This window comes from Flavobacteriales bacterium (assembly GCA_030584065.1).
Taxonomy (GTDB): domain Bacteria; phylum Bacteroidota; class Bacteroidia; order Flavobacteriales_F; family PHOS-HE28; genus PHOS-HE28.
Window position 1 is genome coordinate 2,748,312 of record CP129489.1, and the last position, 18,897, is coordinate 2,767,208.

An 18,897-nucleotide genomic window follows, 5' to 3' on the forward strand; every position below is an offset into this window, starting at 1 on the left:
CCATGACAGGGACCGACGAGCATTTCCTGCGTGAGGCCATCGCCCTGGCCCGAGCCGGCATGGACCGCAACGACGGCGGTCCCTTCGGCTGCGTGATCGTGAAGGACGGCGTCATCATCGGCCGGGGCAACAATCGGGTGACCAGCAGCAACGACCCCACGGCGCACGCCGAGGTGTTGGCCATCCGCGAAGCATGCCGGGCGCTTGGCTCCTTCCAGCTCGAAGGCTGCACGCTCTACACCAGCTGCGAGCCCTGCCCCATGTGCCTGGGCGCCATCTATTGGGCCCGGCCGGACCGCGTGGTGTACGCAGGCACCCGTGCGGATGCCGCCGATGCGGGCTTCGATGACCAGCTGATCTACGACGAGCTGCCGCTGCCGCCCGGAGATCGGCGCCTGCCGATGCTGACGATGCTGCGCGAGGAGGCGCTTCCGGTCTTTGAAGCGTGGAAGGCGAAGCCGGACAAGACCGCTTATTGAGATGCTCCCGGAACAGGAAGTCCGTTCGCTGCGCATCCTGCACATGGCCCTGATCACGGGATGCGCGCTCTTCCTTGCGGTCGCCTCGCAGTTCGCTGCGCGCGCACCCGGCATGGAAGGGCTGGCGACCGCCTTCCTCGCGGTCGGTGTGGTGTCCATGGGCCTGATCGTCCTTTCCTTCCTCCTCTTCAGGCGGCGCATGCGAATGGGCATCGACCCCTCCCTCCCCGAGGGCTCCTCCGCGCTCCGCACAGCCCTGATCCTCCATTGGGCACTGATTGAAGCCCCCTGCATGCTGAACACCGTGCTCTACCTGCTCACGGACTCCTTTGCCCACGCCGTGCTCGCCGCCTCCGGACTCTTCGTCCTAGTTGGACGGGCACCGACCGAAACCCGCTTCCTGCGCTGGACGATGCCGACCGGCTGATCCATGGCGACCCTGCGGAAGCGCCCTCGATCCTGACAAGGCAAGGTGGAACTACTCCTGATCATCCTGCTCATTGCCGTGGCATATGCGCTGCTGCGCGATGAAAAGAAGGGCAGCCGTGCGCTGCGCACCGTGCTTTCCCCGGGCCACAGGGCCATCCTGGCCAGGTACGCCATTCAGTACCAGCGCCTCGACGCAGCCGGCAGGGAGCGCATGGAGCGCATCACCGCCTCCTTCCTCCAGGAGAAGGACTGGATCGGCGCGGGGATCAAGGTGGAGGAGGAGATGAAGGTGATGATCAGCGCATGCGCCGCGCAGCTGCTCATGGGCTACCCGGACCTGGTGCTCGCGCACTTCGAGCGGATCGTGGTCTACCCTGACACCTACCGCTCACCCAAGACCGGGCGCATGCACCAGGGCGAGGTGCGCCCGCGGCCGGGCATCATCATCATCAGCTGGGAGGACTTCGTCCACGGCTATGCGCACAGCCGCGATGCGCACAACGTAGGCCTCCACGAGTTGGCCCATGCCCTCTGGTTCGAGAATGCCATCGAGAACGACGAGCACCGGTTCCTCGACGGTGCGGCACTGGTCCATTGGCAACGCCAGGCTTCGGAGCATGTGGCGCGGATCAAGCGAGGCGAGCCCCACTACTTCCGCGACTACGCCGGCACCAACCAAGCGGAGTTCTTCGCCGTGGCGGTGGAGTACTTTTTCGAGCAGCCGAAGGACTTCCGCACTGCCGAGCCCGGGCTGTACGCCACCCTCTCGCAGCTGCTGAAGCAGGACCCGGCGTCGGTGGGCTAGCCTGCCCGGCCGGGCAAGGCCCCCTTTCCTGATGGCCCGACTCCGCACCGGATGAGGGGCCAGGGCTTCCTGCATCGCGCGCATTCCCCGCCCGCGGGCCCGTGCGGGACAGGCTTCCCGCACCGGTCGGCCCTGCGGAAATGACGAAGCCCCGCTCGCGCGGGGCTTCGTACTCTCGGAGTTGGCCGACCAGGGCTCGAACCTGGACTCTTCTGAACCAAAATCAGACGTGTTGCCAGTTACACCATCGGCCATCGCTGGTGCCGCTGCCCACCTTGCGGCGGGCTTTGGCCGGTTGCGAGGGGGATGCCCCGCCCCCGGCCAAAAGCGCGGCGAAATTAACAAGATCCAACACACCATGGCCAGGCCCCCGGAATCACTTTGATACTTTCGCCACTTTCCGAGACGCCCGCTCCATGGACTACAAGAAGCTGAACATCATCACCGGCTGGGTGGTGTTCCTGGTCGCCGCCTGGACCTACATCTCCACCATCGAGCCCACGGCCAGCTTCTGGGATTGCGGGGAGTTCATCGCCACGGCGTACAAGCTGGAGGTGGGCCATCCGCCCGGCGCCCCGTTGTTCATGATCCTGGGCCGGGTGGCCAGCGCCTTCGTGAGCCCGGAGAACGTGCCGGTGGCCATGAACATCCTGAGCGCCCTGGCCAGCGCCTTCACCATCCTCTTCCTCTTCTGGAGCATCACCCACATGGCCCACAAGCTGGCCACGCGCGACGGCCGGGCGCTCACCAGCGGAGCAGTGGCGGCCATCCTGGGCAGCGGCATCGTGGGGGCGCTGGCCTACACCTGGAGCGACAGCTTCTGGTTCAGTGCCGTGGAGGGCGAGGTATACGCCCTTTCCAGCTTCTTCACCGCCATCGTGTTCTGGGCCATCCTCAAGTGGGAGAGCGTGGCCGATGAGGCCCACAACATCCGCTGGCTCATCCTCATCGCCTACCTCATGGGGCTGAGCATCGGCGTGCACCTGCTCAACCTGCTCTGCATCCCGGCAATCGCTTTCGTCTACTACTTCAAGCGCTACCCGGTCAGCACCAAGGGCGTGGCCGTCACCTTCGTGGTCTCCGCTGTCATCCTGGGGGCCATCCAGGCCGTCATCATCCCGGGCATCGTGCAGGTGGCCGGCAAGTTCGAGCTGCTCTTCGTCAACGACTTCGGGCTGCCGTTCAACTCCGGCGTGCTGTTCTACGCCCTGCTGATCATCACGCTGCTGGTGATGGGCATCCGCTGGACCCAGCAGCGCGGGCTCGTGCTCTGGAACACGGTGATCCTGGGCGTGAGCGTGATCCTGGTGGGCTACAGCACCTATGCCATGATCGTGGTGCGCAGCGTGGCCAACCCGCCCATCGACGAGAACAACCCGGAGAACGTCTTCAACCTGCTGAGCTACCTGAACCGCGAACAATACGGCGACCGGCCCCTGCTGATCGGCCAGTTCTGGGACAGCCCCTATGCCAATGAGCGCAAGGACGGCACGCCGGTGCACACCGCCACCTATCTCGTGCAGAAGGGCGGCCGCACGGTGCAGCGGTTCTACGACCGTTGGAGCGCCAACCACTTCGCGGAGCTCAATCCAGGCCACGAGGTGAAGCACGAGTACATCGTGACGGACCCGCGGAAGGGGACGGAGATCGTCTACGACCCGCAGTTCACCATGCTCTTCCCGCGCATGTACAGCAGCCAGGCCAGCCATGTGCAGGCCTACAAGAGCTGGAGCGAGTTCAAGGGCGTGCCCATGCGCGGCACCGACCGGCAGGGCAAGCCCACGCGCATCTACAAGCCCACGCAGGCGGAGAACTTCCGCTTCTTCATGGCCTACCAGCTCGATTGGATGTACTGGCGCTACTTCATGTGGAACTTCGCCGGGCGCCAGAACGATGTGCAGGGCAGCGGCAACATCATGGACGGCAACTGGCTCACGGGCATCAAGGCCATCGATGCCGAGCGCCTCGGCAACCAGGACACCCTGCCCAGCAGCATGACCCGCAACAAGGGCTTCAACCGCTACTACCTGCTGCCGCTCATCCTTGGCCTCATCGGCTTCGTATACCAGCTGCTTCGGCACGGGCGAGACTGGAGCGTGGTGATGCTGCTCTTCTTCTTCACGGGCGTGGCCATCGTCATCTACCTCAACCAGACGCCCTACCAGCCACGCGAGCGCGACTACGCCTACGTCGGCTCGTTCTATGCCTTCGCCATCTGGATCGGCCTGGGGGTCTTCGCCCTCTATGAGGCGGCGCGTTCCATCTCCGTGCGCGACCTCGGGGTCGTCGCCGCCAGTGCGCTCGGCCTCGGGGCCTTGAAGTACCTGGTGGAGGGCCTCGCGTCCGATGGGCATGCGGTGTCATACATCCTCTTCTTCATGGCCCTTGTAGGCGTCGGCGCGGTTGCATGCTTCGTCCTGCTCGGGAAGGCGCTGCGCGCGGACCTTGCCCACGGTGTGCTGGCCACGCTGGTGGGGCTGGCCGTGCCGGCCGTGATGGTGGCCGACGGCTGGGACGACCATGACCGCAGCAACCGGACCCCTGCGCGCGACCTGGCGAGCGACTACCTGGAAAGCTGCGCGCCTAATGCCATCCTCTTCACCAATGGCGATAACGACACCTTCCCGCTGTGGTACGCCCAGGAGGTGGAGGGTATCCGCACCGACGTGCGCGTGGTGAACCTCAGCCTGCTCAACACCGACTGGTACATCGACCAGATGCGGCGGAAGGCCTACGAGAGCGACCCCGTCCCGTTCACGATACCGCCGGACAAGTACAGGCAAGGGACGCGCGATGCCGTCTACCTGGTGCCGCGCGATGAGAAGAGCCCGAACGTGATGGACCTGCGCAAGGCCATCGCCTATGCCATCGACGACCGGAACCTGCAGCGCTCCGGCAACGACCGCTTCGCCTACATCCCCGCCGATGCCTTCTCCATACCGGTGAACCGCGCGCAGGTGCTGGCCAACGACGTGGTTCCGCCCAAGGACACCGCACGGATCGAGGATGCCATCACCTGGCGCGTGGGCCGGTCGGCCGTGATGAAGAACCACTTCCTCGTGCTCGACCTCCTCGCGAACAACGACTGGTCGCGGCCCATCTACTTCGCGGTCACCACGGGGCCCGACAGCTACATCGGCTTGCAGGACCACTTCCAGCTGGAGGGCCTCACGTACCGCGTGGTGCCCGTGTACACGCCGAGCGACCCGCGGACCGGCAGCCTCGGCTCCGTGGCGACCGACCGCATGTTCGAAACGGTGACCACCAAGTTCCGCTGGGGGAACATGGAAACCGAGGAGGACATCTACCTGGACGAGAACATCCTGCGGATGACCACCAACCTGCGGCTTCAGCTCAGTGCGCTCGCCGAGGCCCTCATCGCCGAAGGGCGCAAAGAGGAGGCCCGCACCATCCTGGACCTGAGCCTCGAGAAGATGCCCGACCGCAACGTGCCCTTCGACCGTGTGCTCCTGCCCACTGTGGAAGCCTATTACGCCATCGGTGACAGCGCCAAAGGCAATGCGCTCGCCGAACGGCTCTTCACAATCATGGAGGAGAACCTCGCCTGGTACACGAGCCTGGAGCCCCGCTTTGCGGCCCCGCTGGCCAAGGAGACGGAGATCACGCATGCGGTCATGGGCCGCCTGGCCTCCGTGGCGAGCGCAGCGGACAGCGCTTTCGGCGGAGGGCTGGAAGCCCGCTTCCAGGCAGCCGACCAGCTCTATCGCATGAGCAAGGCCAACGGCCGCCAACCGCGCATGAGCCGGGCCCGCTTCTGATCGCGCAGCGGGCCATGGTGCCGGCACGCGTTCCGCCTCCGCTGCGCTGGCTCCTGCCCGGGGCCATGTGGCGGATGCGCACCGAGGAGCGCGTGCTCTTCCTCACCTTCGATGACGGCCCCCTGCCGGGCCTCACACCCTGGGTTCTGGACACGTTGCGCGCGCATCGTGCCAAGGCCACCTTCTTCATGCTGGGGCGGAACGCCTCTGCGCATCCGGGCATCGTGCAGCAAGTCCGGGATGAGGGGCACGGCATCGGCAATCACACCTGGAGCCACCCCGATGGATGGCGCACAACCACGGATGCTTACCTCGCCGATGTGGAGCGTGCCCGTGCCTGCACCGGGTCCAGCCTGTTCCGGCCTCCATACGGACGGATCGGTGCGCGTCAGTTCAAGGCGCTCCGTTCGCGCTACCAAGTGGTGATGTGGGATGTGCTCAGCGCCGACTACGACTCCCGGCTCAGCCCCGGGCGCTGCCTGCACCGGGTGACCGCTGCCGCGCGCCCGGGATCGATCATCGTCTTCCACGACAGCCTGAAGGCCGAGCGCCTGCTCCGCGCCACCCTGCCGGCCGCGCTCGACCGGCTGTCCGGCATGGGCTACCGCTTCCTGCGCCTGCCGGAACCCGGCCCTACGGCGCTACCGAAGTGACCGTGTATTCCACGCGCCGGTTCACGGCATGCTCCTCCTCCGTGCATTGCACGCCGGGGGCGCAGTGGTTCAGCAGCCGCGAGGCGCCGAAGCCGCGCGCCTTCACGCGGTCCTTGGCGATGCCCTTGCCGGTGAGGTAGGCGGCAATGGCGTCCGCCCGCACCTGGCTCAGGGCCTGCTCCTCCTGCAGGTCGCCGCGCGCATCGGCGTGGACGCCCACCTCGATCGCCACACCCGGATTCACGCCCAAGCGTTCCGCCAGCGCATCGAGCTCGCCCTTGGCCGCGGGATCGAGCTGCGCGCTGCGATCACGCCACCGGATGTGCCGGAAGGCGATGGGCTGGCCGACGACGACCTCCTCCAGCTCAAGGTCACGGGCCTGGCCAAGGTCGATGATACCGTGCCGCATGCCGATGGTGGAGATCGGAATGCTGAGGCTGAAGTAGCCGGTCTTCTCGATGAGCACCTCGAAGTCCTCGTTGGTCTGCAGGCGCATGGACACGTCCCCGCCCTCGCCGGTGGTGCGGCAATCGGAGCTGAAGCTGCTTAGGTTCACTGCGCACACCTTGGCTCCGGCCACGAACCCGGGCCGCCCCTTGATGCGCACCGCGCCGCGGAGCCACACCCCGGCATCGCTCACCAGGTGGATGTCGCGCGATGCGATGAGCTCCCGTTCGATGCGCTCGGTGCTCAGGTGCTGCTCCCCTTCGAAACGGCCCTTCATGCGCGCGGTGATGCGGTAGGTGCGTCCCTGCCGCACGCTGAAGGTGTACTCCCCCTTCGCATCGGTGGTGGTCGTCGCCACCAGGCCGCCATCCAGCTCGTAGAGGCTCACCTCGGCATCGCTCACGGGCATCTCCAGCTCATCGTCGATCACCCGCCCGGTGCACAGGTAGCGCTCCTCCAGCGGAGCGAGCATCTCAAAGGCGTAGATGTCGTCGTCACCGGCGCCGCCCGGGCGATTGCTGGTGAAGAAGCCGCGCTTGCCGGCCGCATCGATGATGAAGGCGAAATCATCTCGGGGCCCATTCACGGGAGCGCCCAGATTGAGTGCGCCGACGAAACCGCCATCGGTGCCTGCGGTTGCGCGCAGGATGTCCAGTCCGCCGAGCCCCGGGTGGCCGTTGCTGGCGAAATACAGGCTGCCGTCGGCGGCCACGAAGGGGAAGACCTCGTTGAACGGCGTGTTTATGGCGGGGCCCAGGTTGCGGGGCTCGCTCCATTGCCCGTCGACCAGGTCGCAGGCATAGAGGTCGGTGCCGCCCTGCCCGCCGGGCATGTCGCTTGCGAAATAGAGCCGCTTCCCGTCGGGCGAGAGCGCGGGGTGCCCGATGGACACCTCGCTGTTGTTGTAGAGGAACTGCTCCTCCGCCCCGTACCCCGTGCCCGTTCGGCGTGCCTGGAAGATGGCCAGCCTACTGATGCCCCGCTGGCTGCGGCGCGTGCGGCCTTTGAAGTAGTTGTTGCGCGTGAACCAGATGACATCGCCGCCGGTGCTGGCCGTGGCGGGCCCCTCATGGTAGCGCGTGTTCACCGTTCCGGCCAGGGGCGCCACATTCGCCAGGTCGCCGGTCGGGGTCACATCGGCGGTGAAGAGGTCAAGGAAGGGCTGCGCGTTCCATGCCGCACGGCGCTCGATGATGCCAGTGCCCTGGCGCGATGAGCTGAAGACCACCCGGCCCTCCCCCAGCCATGCGGCGGCGAGGTCGGGGCCCGCGGTGTTGATGGCCGCGCGCCTCACATTGAAGCGGTCCTGATCCATCATGAGCTTCCGGGCGAAGAGCGCGATGTTGCTCCGCAGCTCACTCCCTTCGGGCCGCACAAGCGCCAGGTAGCGGTCCATCCATTGCTCGGCCTCCTCGTAGCGTCCATTGGCCTTCAAGGCCTCCGCGTACCGGTACAGGTCGATGGGCTCACGGTTTAGGAACTTCACCACCACGGCGTACCAGCGCTCCGCCTCCACCATGTCGCCCAGCCGCATGCTGCAATCCGCCAAGCGCTTGGTGACATGCTCGTTGACGGCACCGAGCTCAGCGGCCGTGCGGTAGAGCTCGGCGGCACGGGCATAGGCCATCTGCTGGTAGTGGCGGTCGGCCTCGCGGATGAAGGGATCCGCATTGCCCTGCCCGCGCACGGCGGCGGTGATCAGCAACAGCAGGAGCAGGGAGGCGATGCGGGCAACCATGGCTAGAAGTAGCGCGGCGATACCGTCCGCCCGGTGAAGAAGCGCAGGTCGTAGTTCAGCATCACCTCGTGCGTGCCGCCGTTGTACGCCCCGATGCTGGTGGTGGTGAGGTCGAAGGCATAGCCGATCCGGAACTGATCATTGACCTGGTACTGCCCGAGGAGGCCGAAGCTGTTGCCCACGCGGTACATGCCTCCGAGCCAGATGCGGTCGCGGAAGAGGAAGTTCGCGTTGAGGTCGATGGAGAGCGGCGCGCCATTCACCATGCGCACCATCACCGAAGGCCGGAAACGGGTGCTGCGATCGATATCGATCACATAGCCGCCGACAAGGAAGTAGTGCCGGCGCTCCGCCGCCGTGACGATGCCCGCGGCCTGCACCGCATCGATGTCGTTCTCGAGGAGCTTGGGCGCGCTGAGTCCAGCATAGAAGCGCGGCCCGTGCCAGTAGAGACCGAAGCCGAAATTGGGCAGGGCCTTGCCCGCGATGCTGACATTCGCCTGGTCGGGGTCCACGGAACTGAGCGATGCCAGATCGGCCTGGTACAGGTTGGCGCCCCCCTTGAGCCCGAAGGCCAGGCGCGACGACTTGCCGGTGCGGATGCGGTAGGCGAAATCGACATAGCCGCCCGTCTGCCGCGTCGGGCCCACCTTGTCGTTCAGCAGGGAAAGCCCCATGGCCATGCTGCGGGCCGGCAGGGGTGTATGCGCCAGCACCGTCTGGGTGGCGGGCGCTCCGGTGAAGCCGACCCATTGATGGCGGCTCAGCGCCATGACGGTGAAGATGTCGGCGCTGCCCGCATAGCCCGGGTTCACCGCCAGCGTATTGAACATGTACTGGCTGTACAGCGGATCCTGCTGCGCGCGTGCCTGGAGCAGGGCGGCCGTGGCGAAGCCAAGGAGGAGCGTGCGCGCGGCGTTCATCGGTTGAGGTAGATGAATCCGGTGATGGCCTCCCTGCCGGCGCCCAGTTCCAGCACGTAGAAATACGTGCCGGCCGGAGCGGTTCCGTAGGACGAGGTGCCGTCCCACACCACGTTGCGGTTGTCGTAGCCGCTCGCCTCGTACATCTTCCCGCCCCATCGGTTGAAGATCACGAGCGTGTTGGCGGGGTAGCCTTCGATCCCGGGGATGAGCAGCCGCTCGTTCACCCCATCGCCGTTGGGCGAGAAGCTTTCCGGCACGAAGACCGGCTCGGTGAATGCGCACGGACTGCCGCCAGCAACGCGCACCGCATTACAGCCATACTGGTCGCGCACGAAGGCCTCGAAATCCTCGCTGGTGAACAAGGGCTCGCTGGTGAACGTGTAGGGGGCCTCCGTGGTGATAGCGCCCGGCAGGCCGCTGACCACGTAGGTCGCCGGATCGCCGGAGGCGATCACGAAGCTCACCGTGTAGGTCCGGTCGCGCTCGATGCACGTCCGCACAGGCTCCGACACCTCCACGCCGACCACCACGTTCACCTTCACCAGGGCCGTTGCGTCACTGCAGCCCGGCACGGAGACGGTGTAGCGGTAGTAGTACTCGCCTGCCGGGATGGCGGTGGTGTTGAGGAACCCGCCCGTGAGGCCGCCGGTGCCGTTGAGGTCCTCCCAGGAGCCGCCCGCCTGCGGAGCACCCTGCAGCCCTGCGAAGAGATCCAGCGCCTCCACGGTGTCGCAAGCCAGCAGTTCGCCGTTGCTGCCGGGATCCGGCGGAGCATTCACGGTGATGGTCACCACCGCCGTGGCATCGGCGCACGGTGCGGTGCCCGCAACGGTATAGGTGTAGCTGCCCGGGGCATCCGTGCCGGGAATGAAGCTGCCGCTGTGAGCCTGTCCGCCGGGGTTCGTCCAGCTGCCACCGCTGTCGGGGCCGCCATCCAGCTGACCGAAGAGGTCAATCGCATCGGAGGTGGAGCAAAGGGTGAGGCTCGTGCCCGTGCCCGCCACCGGGAACGGAGCCGCCGTCACGAGCACAACTGCGGAAACGGTTCCGCAGCCGGCGTCCTCGATCGTGTACACGAAGGGCGATGCGCCGCCGATTGGCAACAGGCCGACGTTCAACACCCCGCCTGCCCCGAGGGCGCCGGTACCGGTTGGGTCGGTCCAAGTGCCTCCGGGAAGGGGCGACCCACCCAGCGCATTGAACAGGTCGTAGGCTCCCAAATTGCCGCAAAGCACCAGCGTGCTATCCGTTCCAGCGCTGCTGCCCACGCCCACCTGAACCGTCACGTTGGCGGAGGAGCTCTGGCAGGGCGCAAGGCCGGTGACCGTGTAGGTGAACCCCCAGCTGCCGTTGCCGGCTGCGGATGGGTTGAACAGGCTGCCCGCGAGCGCGCCGGATCCATTGTTGTCCGTCCATGTGCCGCCGCCCTGCGCACTGGGGCCGAGTGCAGCGAAGAGGTCCACCTCCGTCTGCGTCTGGCAGGCCTGTATCGTCGCGCTCTGACCGGCGTTGGTTGCCGGGTTCACGGCGATGGTGACCTCGGCGCTGTCGTTCGGGCAGGGCGCAGTTCCCGTCAGCCGGTAGCGGTACACGCCGGGGGAATGGACGGCCGGATTGAACTGATTGCCGTGTGGGGTGCCGCCAGCGGTGACATTGATCCAGGAGCCGCCGGTCTGGGGCACGCATCCGAGCAGTGTAAGGAGCGGAACGGACGATCCATTGGAGCACAATGTTGCAGAGGCATCGCAGCCGGCGTCCGGGGCCTGCGGCTCGGTCACCGTCACGTTCGCGAAATCGTCGGCGCACGGTGGTATACCAAGGACACGATAGCGATAAGTGCCTGGCGCATCCACGGCGGGGTTATAGGTGCCCGAGTGCGGGGTGGGCGTGCCGCCGCCCTGCGGCGTGAAGGTCCACGTGCCACCGGACTGGGCGCTGGCCCCCAAGAGCGTGAAGAGCACCACGGGCGAATCGATGGAGCAGATGGCGATACCCGTGTCATTGCCCGCGTTCGGCGGCTGAGTCACCGCAGCCGTCACGGTCGCGGTATCCGCGGGGCATACGCCGCTCCCGCTCACCACGTAGTAGTAGGCACCGCTGCCGAAGGAGGGTAGGAATACGCCGTTGACCACAGGCTGCCAATTCTGATTGAACCACGTGCCGCCAGCGTCCGGATCGCCGGAGAGCGCTGTGCCCAGGTTGATCGGCGGTGAATTCGCACAGACGGAGAGGGGGCCGCCGTTGCCGGCGAAGGGGCCGCTGATCACCTCCACTGTCACGCGGGCGGTATCCCCATCGCATTGCGGCAGCGAGGGCAGCACGTAATCGAAGCGCCATGTGGTGCCCGCTGGAACCGCCGCGGTGTTGAATAGACCAGCCGCATTGAAGCCCGGGGCATTGTCCTGGTTCTGCCAGGCCCCTCCGGGCTGGGGCGCTCCGCCCAAGGCATCGAACAGGTCGAGCAGGTCGCCGCGGCAGGCCTGCAGCGCGATGTCATCCCCGGCATCGAGCGCGCCCACGATGATCAGACTTACCGATGCGCTCGTTGCGGGGCAAGGCCCATCGGCCGCATGCAGGTAGGTGAAGCCGCAGCCCTGCCCATCCACCAGCGCGCTTGCGTCATAGACCCCATTGGTGAGGGTGCCCAGGCCGCAACCGTTGATCCATGCGCCACCGGGCGTCACCGTGCCGCCAAGGCCGCTCACCAGCGCGATGGCGGACGCCCCTTCGCACGCAGTAATGGAACCATCCGTGCCGGCAAGGGCTTGCTGCGTGATCGTGATGGAGACGGAAGCGCTGGCATCCGGGCAGGGAGCGATTCCGGCCACAGTGTAGGTGTAGATGCCCTGAGGGTCGCTCTCCGGGTTGATGAAGGGCGGAACCTCCGTATTGCCGAAGGTCCAAGTGCCGTTCGCATCAGGCGTGCCCGCTAGCAGGCCGATCAAGGAGGTGAGCCCCTGGCTGCTGCAAAGCGCGCCGATGGTGGCGATGCCCGGTTCGGGCGCCGCGCTCTCGAACACCGTCACCGTGGCGCTATCGCTGGCGCAGGGCCCTTGGCCGACCACTTTGTACTTGTATGGGCCGGGGTCGGAGGTGCCGGGGATGTAGGTGCCGCTCACCACGCCACCCGATGGGTCGTACCATGCGCCGCCGGGATCCGGTGTACCGAGGAGAAGGTCGAAGAGCTGGAACTGGGGCGCATTGCTGCACACTTGAACCTGTCCGTTCCCGCCCGCATCCACGGCATCGAACAGCAGCACGGTCACATAGGCCGAGTCGGGGCCGCAGCCGGCATTCCCCGCCAGTCGGTACTTGTACGAACCGCTGCCATCGGTCATCGGATTGAAGATGCCCGTGTGCGGCGCGCCCTGCGGGTTGAACCACAACCCTCCCGGCTCCGCCCCGCAGCCGAGGCTGGCGAAGAGGATGAAGGGCTGCGCATCGCTGCAGACCTGCACCAGTCCATCGCATCCCGCATTCGGCTCATCGAAGAGCTGCACGCTCACGATGGCTGAATCGGCGGCGCAGGGGCCGTTCGCGGCATGTCGGTACACATAGCTCCCCGCAGCGGCGATACTGGGCTGGATGGTGCCCGAGTGCGGCGTGACACTGTTGTAGAACCAGCTGCCGCCCGCCTGCGCCGTAGGCCCCAGCAAGGGGAAGAGGGGTGCGGCGCCCGCCGTTCGGCAGAGCGACAGGCTGCTGTTCGCGCCGGCCTCCAGCCGCTGCGTCACATTCACGGTGAGGTCGGCGGTCGCACTCGGGCAGGCTCCGTTGCCCGGCACGGTGTAGCGATAGGTGCCAGGTGCCGTGGCCCCCGGCGTGAAGACCCCGTTCATGCCGGCGGTGGAAGGCAAGGGGCCCGACCAGGATCCGTTGGCCGCTGGCGCGCATCCCAAGAGGTCCGCCATGCCGAAGGCGGCATCGTTGCTGCATTTGAAGATTGATGCGCTGCAGCCCGCGTTCGAGGGATCGCTCACCTGTACGCTCACCGTGGCGCTAGCGCTGCCGCAGCCCGGCACGGTGACCGTGTAGGTGTAGACGCCTGCGGCGGAAACCCCCGGCACGAAGAGGCCGCTGAAGGGCGGATTGCCGGGTGCCGGGCCCACCCAGGTGCCGAAGGGGCTCGGCGCGCAGCCCAGGTAGTTGATCAACGGTACACCGGGGCTGCCGGGCAGTGCGCAGAAGGAGGCATTGCCGGGACAGCCCGCATTGGGCGAGGGCGTCTCGAACACGCTCACGATGGACGTGTCATTGGCGCAAGGCGGGTTTCCGGGCACGATGTAGCGGTAGTCGCCCTGCAGGCTCGTGCCGGGCGTGTAGGCCCCCGAGAGGTGCGGCGCCAGGTTGGGGTCGAGCCAGAAGCCCCCGAAATCCGGGTTGCACGTCAGCAGCGGGAAGAGCTGGAACTGGGGCGCCGTGCTGCAAGCTGTGAATCCGCTGTTGCAGCCGGCGTTGGCCCGGTTGGTCACGCTCACTGTGAGGAAGGAGGAAACGGGCTGGCATGGCGCCTGTCCCGTGACCCGGTACTCATACACCCCTTGCGCATCGAGCCCCGGCACGAACGTGGGGCCGTGCGGCACGCTGTTGAAGAACCACTGCCCACCCGCATCGGGCGTGCCGTTCAGCGAGGCCGTCATATTGAAGGGCGCATCGCTGCTGCATTTCTGCACCGAGTTGGGAAGCCCGGCATCGGGCCCTTCCACCTCCGTCACCGTCACCGCAGCCCATACCGTGCTGCACGGCGCACCCTGGTTGAAGACATAGTAGAAGATGCCTGCGTTGTCGGTGGCGGGCGTGTAGGACCCGCTGAAGCTGGGTCCGGCAGGTGTATTCCTGCGCCACTGACCGCCCGGCTGCGGGCTGCAACCCAGGTAGGCGATCAGGCTCTGGGGCTGGCCCAGCGTACTGCAGAAGGTCACGGCTCCATCGCAGCCTGGGTTCGCCGCAGCGGTCACGTTCACGGTCACCGTGGCGGAATCCGCCGCGCAGCTGAGCGCCCCGGTGAGTCGGTACCGGAATGCGTAGGTGCCCGGCGCGGACACCTGCGTGGCGTTGAAGGACTGCCCGGTGAGCGCGCCCGTGCCGCTGAGGTCGATCCATAGCCCACCGGGCTGAGGGGTGCCGCCCAGCCCGCTGAAGAGGTTCACCGCGCTGTTGCTGCTGCAAGCCGGAAGCGTGCCGCTGGTGCCCGCATCGAGCAGCGCGACGATCACCACCGTGGCATTCGACTCATCGGCAGCGCAGCCGCCGATTCCCGGAACCTCATACCGGAACGTGTACGTGCCAGGCGGCAGGGCTGCGGTGTTGAAGAAGCTGCCGGCGAGCTGCCCCGTGGGCGTGCCCTGTTCCGTCCATGTGCCGGTGAGGTCGAATGGTGCAGTGATCACGCTGAAGAGATCGACGCTCGGGGTTCCTTGGCAAATGGTGATGCTGCCGTCACCTCCTGCGTTCGGTGCCTGGTTGACCACCACGGTCACCGTGGCGCTGGAATCCGCGCAGGGGGCGGTGCCCGCCACGGTATACACATAATCACCCGGGAGATCGGTGCCGGGCGTGAAGACGCCGGAGGGGATGCTCGATGGCCCGCTCCAGGTCCCTCCCGTCTGCGGCGTGCCGCCCAACTGGCCGAAGAGGTTTACCGGCGGCGCATTCGAGCAGCGCGTAACGGTCGCATCGGTGCCCGCATTGGGGCGCTGCGTCACGCTCACGGTCACCACCGCGGTGGCATTGAGGCAGGGGGTCAGGCCCTGAACGGTGTAAGTGTAGCCGCCCGCCGCGCTCTGGCCCGGTGTGAAGATGCCGCTGTGCGGGGTGCCGTTGGGGCGCGTCCACTGCCCGCCTGCATCGGGCGTGCCGCCCAGCACGCCGATCAGGGGAAATGCGGCATCCGTGCTGCACACCACGGTGGAGGCGTTGGTGCCCGCATTCGGCGCCTGGTTCACCACCACGGTCACCGTGGCGGAATCATTCGCGCACGGTGCCGTGCCCGGCACCACGTAGGTGTAAGTGCCGGCCGGCGTGATGCCGGGGGTGAAGGTGCCGCTCACCGGCTGGTTCGTTGCGTTGAGCCAGAAACCGGTGCCATTGGGGTTGCCACCCAGCGCCGTGAGCATATCGAAAGGCCCATTGGTGCTGCACACGGTGATGGTGCCGTTCGTGCCGGCATTCGGCGCGATCACGCGGTTCACCTGTACCACGGCGCTGAGCGGGCCGCAAGGCGTCGTGCCCGCCACGGTATAGGTGTAATTCCCGCCGGCTTGGGTGCCGGGGAGGTAGGTGCCGCTATGGGGCGCACCTCCCGGGGCGGTCCACGTTCCTCCCGGCTGCGGGCTTCCGCCCAGCAAGGCGAAGAGATTCACCGGGGCATCACTGCTGCAGACGGTGATGCTGCCATTGGTGCCGGGGTTCGGCGGAGCCACCACGCCAACAGTGACCGTGGCGATGGCGGGGGCGCAGGGCGCCAGACCGGTCACGGTGTAGGTGTAGACGCCGGCGGGACTGGTGCCCGGGGTGAAGATGCCGGTGCTTGCCCCGCCGCCTGGCGCAGTCCAAGTGCCGGTCGTCCAAGGCGAACCGCCGAGCTCATCAATCAGGTCGAAATCGGCCGCGTTCGCGCACACGGTGCGGCTGCCATCGGTGCCGGCCTGCGGTGCGGGGTTCACCGTCACGTTCACGGTGGCGCTGGCGTTGGCGCACGGGGCGAGGCCGAGCACCGTGTAGGTGTAGGCGCCGGCGGGGTCGCTGGCGGGATTGAAGGTGCCGCTATGCGCACCCAGCGGCCCGGTCCAGGTACCGCCCGCCTGGGGCGATCCCCCGAGCAAGCCGAAGAGGCTGAAGGACGCATCGTTGGAGCAGACCGTGGTGCCTGCCCCAGTTCCGGCGTTTGGTGCCGTGTTCACGGCCACCGTCACCGTGGCGCTGCTGGGGGCGCAGGGCGGCAGGCCGGTTACCGTGTAGGTGTAGGCCCCGGTCGCACTTGTGCCCGGAATGAAAATGCCGGAATGCACGGCATTGCTGGGGTCGCGCCAAGTGCCCCCCACATTCGGGGTACCCCCCAAGGCGCTGAAAAGGTTGAAGCTGCCATCGGTGGTGCAGAGCGTGATGCTCCCGTTGGTCCCGGCACTCGGGCGCTGGCGCACGGTGATGGTGAGGGTGGCGCTGGCATTGGCGCAAGGGCCGGTACCGGCCACCGTGTAGGTATAGGCGCCGGCGGGGTCCACAGCGGGATTGAACTGATCGCCATGGGCGCCAAGCGGCCCCAACCAGGTTCCGCCCGCATCGGGCGACCCGAGCAGCTGACCGACCATGGAGAAGGGTGCATCATCGCTGCAGACCGTGATGCTGCGCGAGATGCCGGCATTGGGCGCCGGGGTCTGCAGCACGGTAACGGTGGAGATGGCGGCCGGGCAGGGCGGCAGACCGGGCACCGTGTAGGTGTACACACCGGGCGTGCTGGTGCCGGGCGTGTAGGTGCCGCTGACAGGAGCGCCGCCGGGGCCGGTCCATGCGCCGGTGAGCTGCGGGCTGCCGCCGAGGATGCCGATGAGCGCGAAGGGGGCGCCGTTGCTGCACACGCTGGTGGAGCCGCTGGTACCTGCATTGGCCGGGGGATTCACCGTCACGATCACCGTGGCAGAGGCGTTCGCGCAGGGCGGTGCGCCCATCACGGTGTAGGTGTAGGTGCCCGCAGGGTCCACTGCGGGATTGAAGGTGCCGCTGTGCGGTCCGTTGGGACCTGACCACGTGCCGCCGGCATCGGGGGTGCCGCCGAGGAAGTTGATGAGGGCAGCAGAGGCCCCGGTGGCGCAGAAGGTGGCAGTGCCGTTGGTGCCCGCGCTAGGTGCCAGAACCCGGGTCACCGTGACGGCAGCGCTGGCATCCGGACAGGGAGGCGCGCCTGCATGGGTATAGGTATAGGTACCCCCGGGGTCGATGGCCGGATTGAGTGTTCCGCTGTGGGAAGCGCCCCCTGGTGCGGTCCAGGACCCACCGGGGTCGGGCAGGGCTCCCAACAGGCTGAAGAGGTCCAGCGTCGGGCCGCTGGAGCAGACTGTAGCGCTGCCTGCCGTGCCTGGCCAAGGGGTGGTCACGATCCGCGCCTGCCAGCCGGCGGCCGTTCCGCTGCCATCGCTCTGGAAACGGAAGGTCAGGCAACCGGTGGCGTCCGTGGCGGTAAAGGTCTGCCCGGCGAGCGAGGTGATGCTGGTGCCAGTGGCCAGCAGCGTGCCGCCGGTGGTTGCTCCGTCAAACACCTCCAAACGGTCGCCAGGCGGCGGTCCGCCGGCCAGGTCCCACGTGATGAACCGTACCGCTGTGAATGGGCCTGCGCCCGGGCCGCCCGTGGGGCAGATGGTGATCGTGACATCGAGGTTGCTAGCGTAGTTGCCGCCCGCACCGCCCGAGTCATAGAAACTCGCCGAGCACGACTCGAACTGCTGGTCCTGGTCGGCGATGCAATCCTGGGCCTGGGCCGTCCGGGGCACCAACGCAAGCGCCGCCAGCAGGAGGGCTGAAAAGGCCAGGGTCAATCTCGGCTGCATCACTCCCACGCGCAACGGGCCACGCCCGAAAAGGGGCGGCAAGGTACTGAGATCGCCCCGGGGCAGGGCAAGGGAAATGCCCACGGCCGTAGGCATTATCGACGATAATGGTGATGCGGTCGACGAAATCCGAGGGTGCCGGCACGCCGGGAGGCCTCACGGACCGCAGCCCGCTACGGTGCAGGCTGCGCGCCAGCCGCCGGGCGGCCCAGCGTGATGGCCAGGGTCACCTCGTGCGTGCCCGTGCTGTAATTGCGCAGGTTGCTGGTGATCACATCGTAGGAATAGCCGAACTGGAACTGCTGCTTGTGCCAGTACCCGATGGTGGCGCTCCACGCGTCGTTGGTGCGGTAGCCGGCGCCGAGCCAAACCGTGTTCCGGTAGCGCATGAGCAGGTTCACGTCCACCTTCATCGGCACCGGCGCAACGTACTTGACCATGAAGGACGGCTCCAGCCTGAAGTCCTCGCCCAAGGGCAGCCGATAGCCGCCCATCGCATAGTAGTGGCGCTCCATGCGGCTCAGCGTTCCCGTGTTCTCGTGCAGGAATACCACCTCGTTGTTCAGCAGCTGCGGCGCGGCGGCGCCCACCCACCAGTTGGGATGGTAGAGCAGGAAGGAGAAGGTGGCATCCGGCTTCAGTTCACCGCGCAGTTGGTCGTCCATGATGGGGTCGCCGGGGTCGCGGAACTGGATCTTGGATCCATCGATGAGGAATTGGAGCAGCCCGCCGGAGAGGGCCATGCCCAAACGGATGTCCTCCGTGAGCCGCAGGTGGTAGGCCCAGGAAAGCTGCACGCCGGTGCGCCGCGTGGGGCCCACGATGTCGGTGAAGAGGTAGCCGCCGAGGCCCATTTTGGCGCCCAGCGGCGAGGAGGCGCTGAGGGTGAAGGTGCGCGGCGCATCCTGCACCCCCACCCATTGGTAGCGGTGCCCGGTGCGCAGCTCGAAGAAAGGCCGGCTGCCAGCGACGGCCTGGTTGAAGATGTAATCGTTGAGCACGTACTGCGTGAGCTGCGGCAGCTGTTGGCCATGGCCCTGCAGCACGGCCATGCCCACCGCTGCGGAAAGGAGGAAGTGGCGAAGGGTCTTCATGGCA

General features: G+C 67.0%; 9 protein-coding genes and 1 tRNA gene. 5 read left to right on the top strand and 5 right to left on the bottom strand.

Going from position 1 to position 18,897, the window contains the following annotated elements; translation table 11 throughout:
- Positions 1-2 precede the first annotated feature (2 nt).
- Genes QY325_11650 through QY325_11660 form a run of 3 tightly spaced genes read left to right on the top strand, consistent with a single transcriptional unit; the run spans position 3 to position 1,713 of the window.
- On the top strand, positions 3-479 hold the full coding sequence (locus tag QY325_11650) for a nucleoside deaminase (protein WKZ65415.1): 477 nt from the start codon (positions 3-5) through the stop codon (positions 477-479).
- A 1-nt stretch (position 480) separates the two neighbouring features.
- The gene (locus QY325_11655; protein ID WKZ65416.1) at positions 481-906 is read left to right on the top strand and encodes a hypothetical protein; all 426 of its coding nucleotides are present in this window, start codon (positions 481-483) and stop codon (positions 904-906) included.
- Between the two features lie 45 nt (positions 907-951).
- Positions 952-1,713, top strand: coding sequence for a zinc-dependent peptidase (locus QY325_11660; GenBank protein WKZ65417.1), 762 nt, complete (start codon positions 952-954; stop codon positions 1,711-1,713).
- Between the two features lie 181 nt (positions 1,714-1,894).
- Here the strand turns inward: QY325_11660 and QY325_11665 are convergent.
- Positions 1,895-1,967, bottom strand: a tRNA-Gln gene (locus QY325_11665).
- Positions 1,968-2,129: 162 nt separating this feature from the next.
- Here QY325_11665 and QY325_11670 point away from each other — a divergent pair.
- Both QY325_11670 and QY325_11675 read left to right on the top strand, forming a co-directional pair.
- Positions 2,130-5,492, top strand: a complete 3,363-nt coding sequence (locus QY325_11670; GenBank protein ID WKZ65418.1) for a DUF2723 domain-containing protein — start codon at positions 2,130-2,132, stop codon at positions 5,490-5,492.
- Positions 5,493-5,506: 14 nt separating this feature from the next.
- Positions 5,507-6,145, top strand: coding sequence for a polysaccharide deacetylase family protein (locus tag QY325_11675; GenBank protein ID WKZ65419.1), 639 nt, complete (start codon positions 5,507-5,509; stop codon positions 6,143-6,145).
- Here QY325_11675 and QY325_11680 read toward each other — a convergent pair.
- From QY325_11680 to QY325_11695, 4 genes are all read right to left on the bottom strand, one after another.
- A complete protein-coding gene (locus tag QY325_11680) occupies positions 6,126-8,330 on the bottom strand; it encodes a carboxypeptidase regulatory-like domain-containing protein (GenBank protein ID WKZ65420.1) in 2,205 nt (734 codons plus the stop codon). The two genes, QY325_11675 and QY325_11680, sit on opposite strands and share 20 nt — an antisense overlap.
- A 2-nt stretch (positions 8,331-8,332) precedes the next feature.
- Positions 8,333-9,253: a type IX secretion system membrane protein PorP/SprF gene (locus QY325_11685; GenBank protein WKZ65421.1), complete on the bottom strand. Its 921-nt coding sequence runs from the start codon at positions 9,251-9,253 to the stop codon at positions 8,333-8,335.
- On the bottom strand, positions 9,250-17,799 hold the full coding sequence (locus QY325_11690) for a gliding motility-associated C-terminal domain-containing protein (GenBank protein WKZ65422.1): 8,550 nt from the start codon (positions 17,797-17,799) through the stop codon (positions 9,250-9,252). The genes QY325_11685 and QY325_11690 overlap by 4 nt, the downstream gene beginning before the upstream one ends.
- Before the next feature lie 173 nt (positions 17,800-17,972).
- Positions 17,973-18,893: a type IX secretion system membrane protein PorP/SprF gene (locus tag QY325_11695; GenBank protein WKZ65423.1), complete on the bottom strand. Its 921-nt coding sequence runs from the start codon at positions 18,891-18,893 to the stop codon at positions 17,973-17,975.
- Positions 18,894-18,897: the final 4 nt, after the last annotated feature.

Excerpts from the sequence above, each read along its gene's own strand:
- QY325_11650 (WKZ65415.1), top strand. The coding sequence starts at position 3 with ATGACAGGGACCGACGAGCATTTCCTGCGTGAGGCCATCGCCCTGGCC.
- QY325_11655 (WKZ65416.1), top strand. The coding sequence starts at position 481 with ATGCTCCCGGAACAGGAAGTCCGTTCGCTGCGCATCCTGCACATGGCC.
- QY325_11670 (WKZ65418.1), top strand. The coding sequence starts at position 2,130 with ATGGACTACAAGAAGCTGAACATCATCACCGGCTGGGTGGTGTTCCTG.
- QY325_11675 (WKZ65419.1), top strand. The coding sequence starts at position 5,507 with ATGGTGCCGGCACGCGTTCCGCCTCCGCTGCGCTGGCTCCTGCCCGGG.
- QY325_11680 (WKZ65420.1), bottom strand. The coding sequence starts at position 8,330 with ATGGTTGCCCGCATCGCCTCCCTGCTCCTGCTGTTGCTGATCACCGCC.
- QY325_11685 (WKZ65421.1), bottom strand. The coding sequence starts at position 9,253 with ATGAACGCCGCGCGCACGCTCCTCCTTGGCTTCGCCACGGCCGCCCTG.
- QY325_11690 (WKZ65422.1), bottom strand. The coding sequence starts at position 17,799 with ATGCAGCCGAGATTGACCCTGGCCTTTTCAGCCCTCCTGCTGGCGGCG.
- QY325_11695 (WKZ65423.1), bottom strand. The coding sequence starts at position 18,893 with ATGAAGACCCTTCGCCACTTCCTCCTTTCCGCAGCGGTGGGCATGGCC.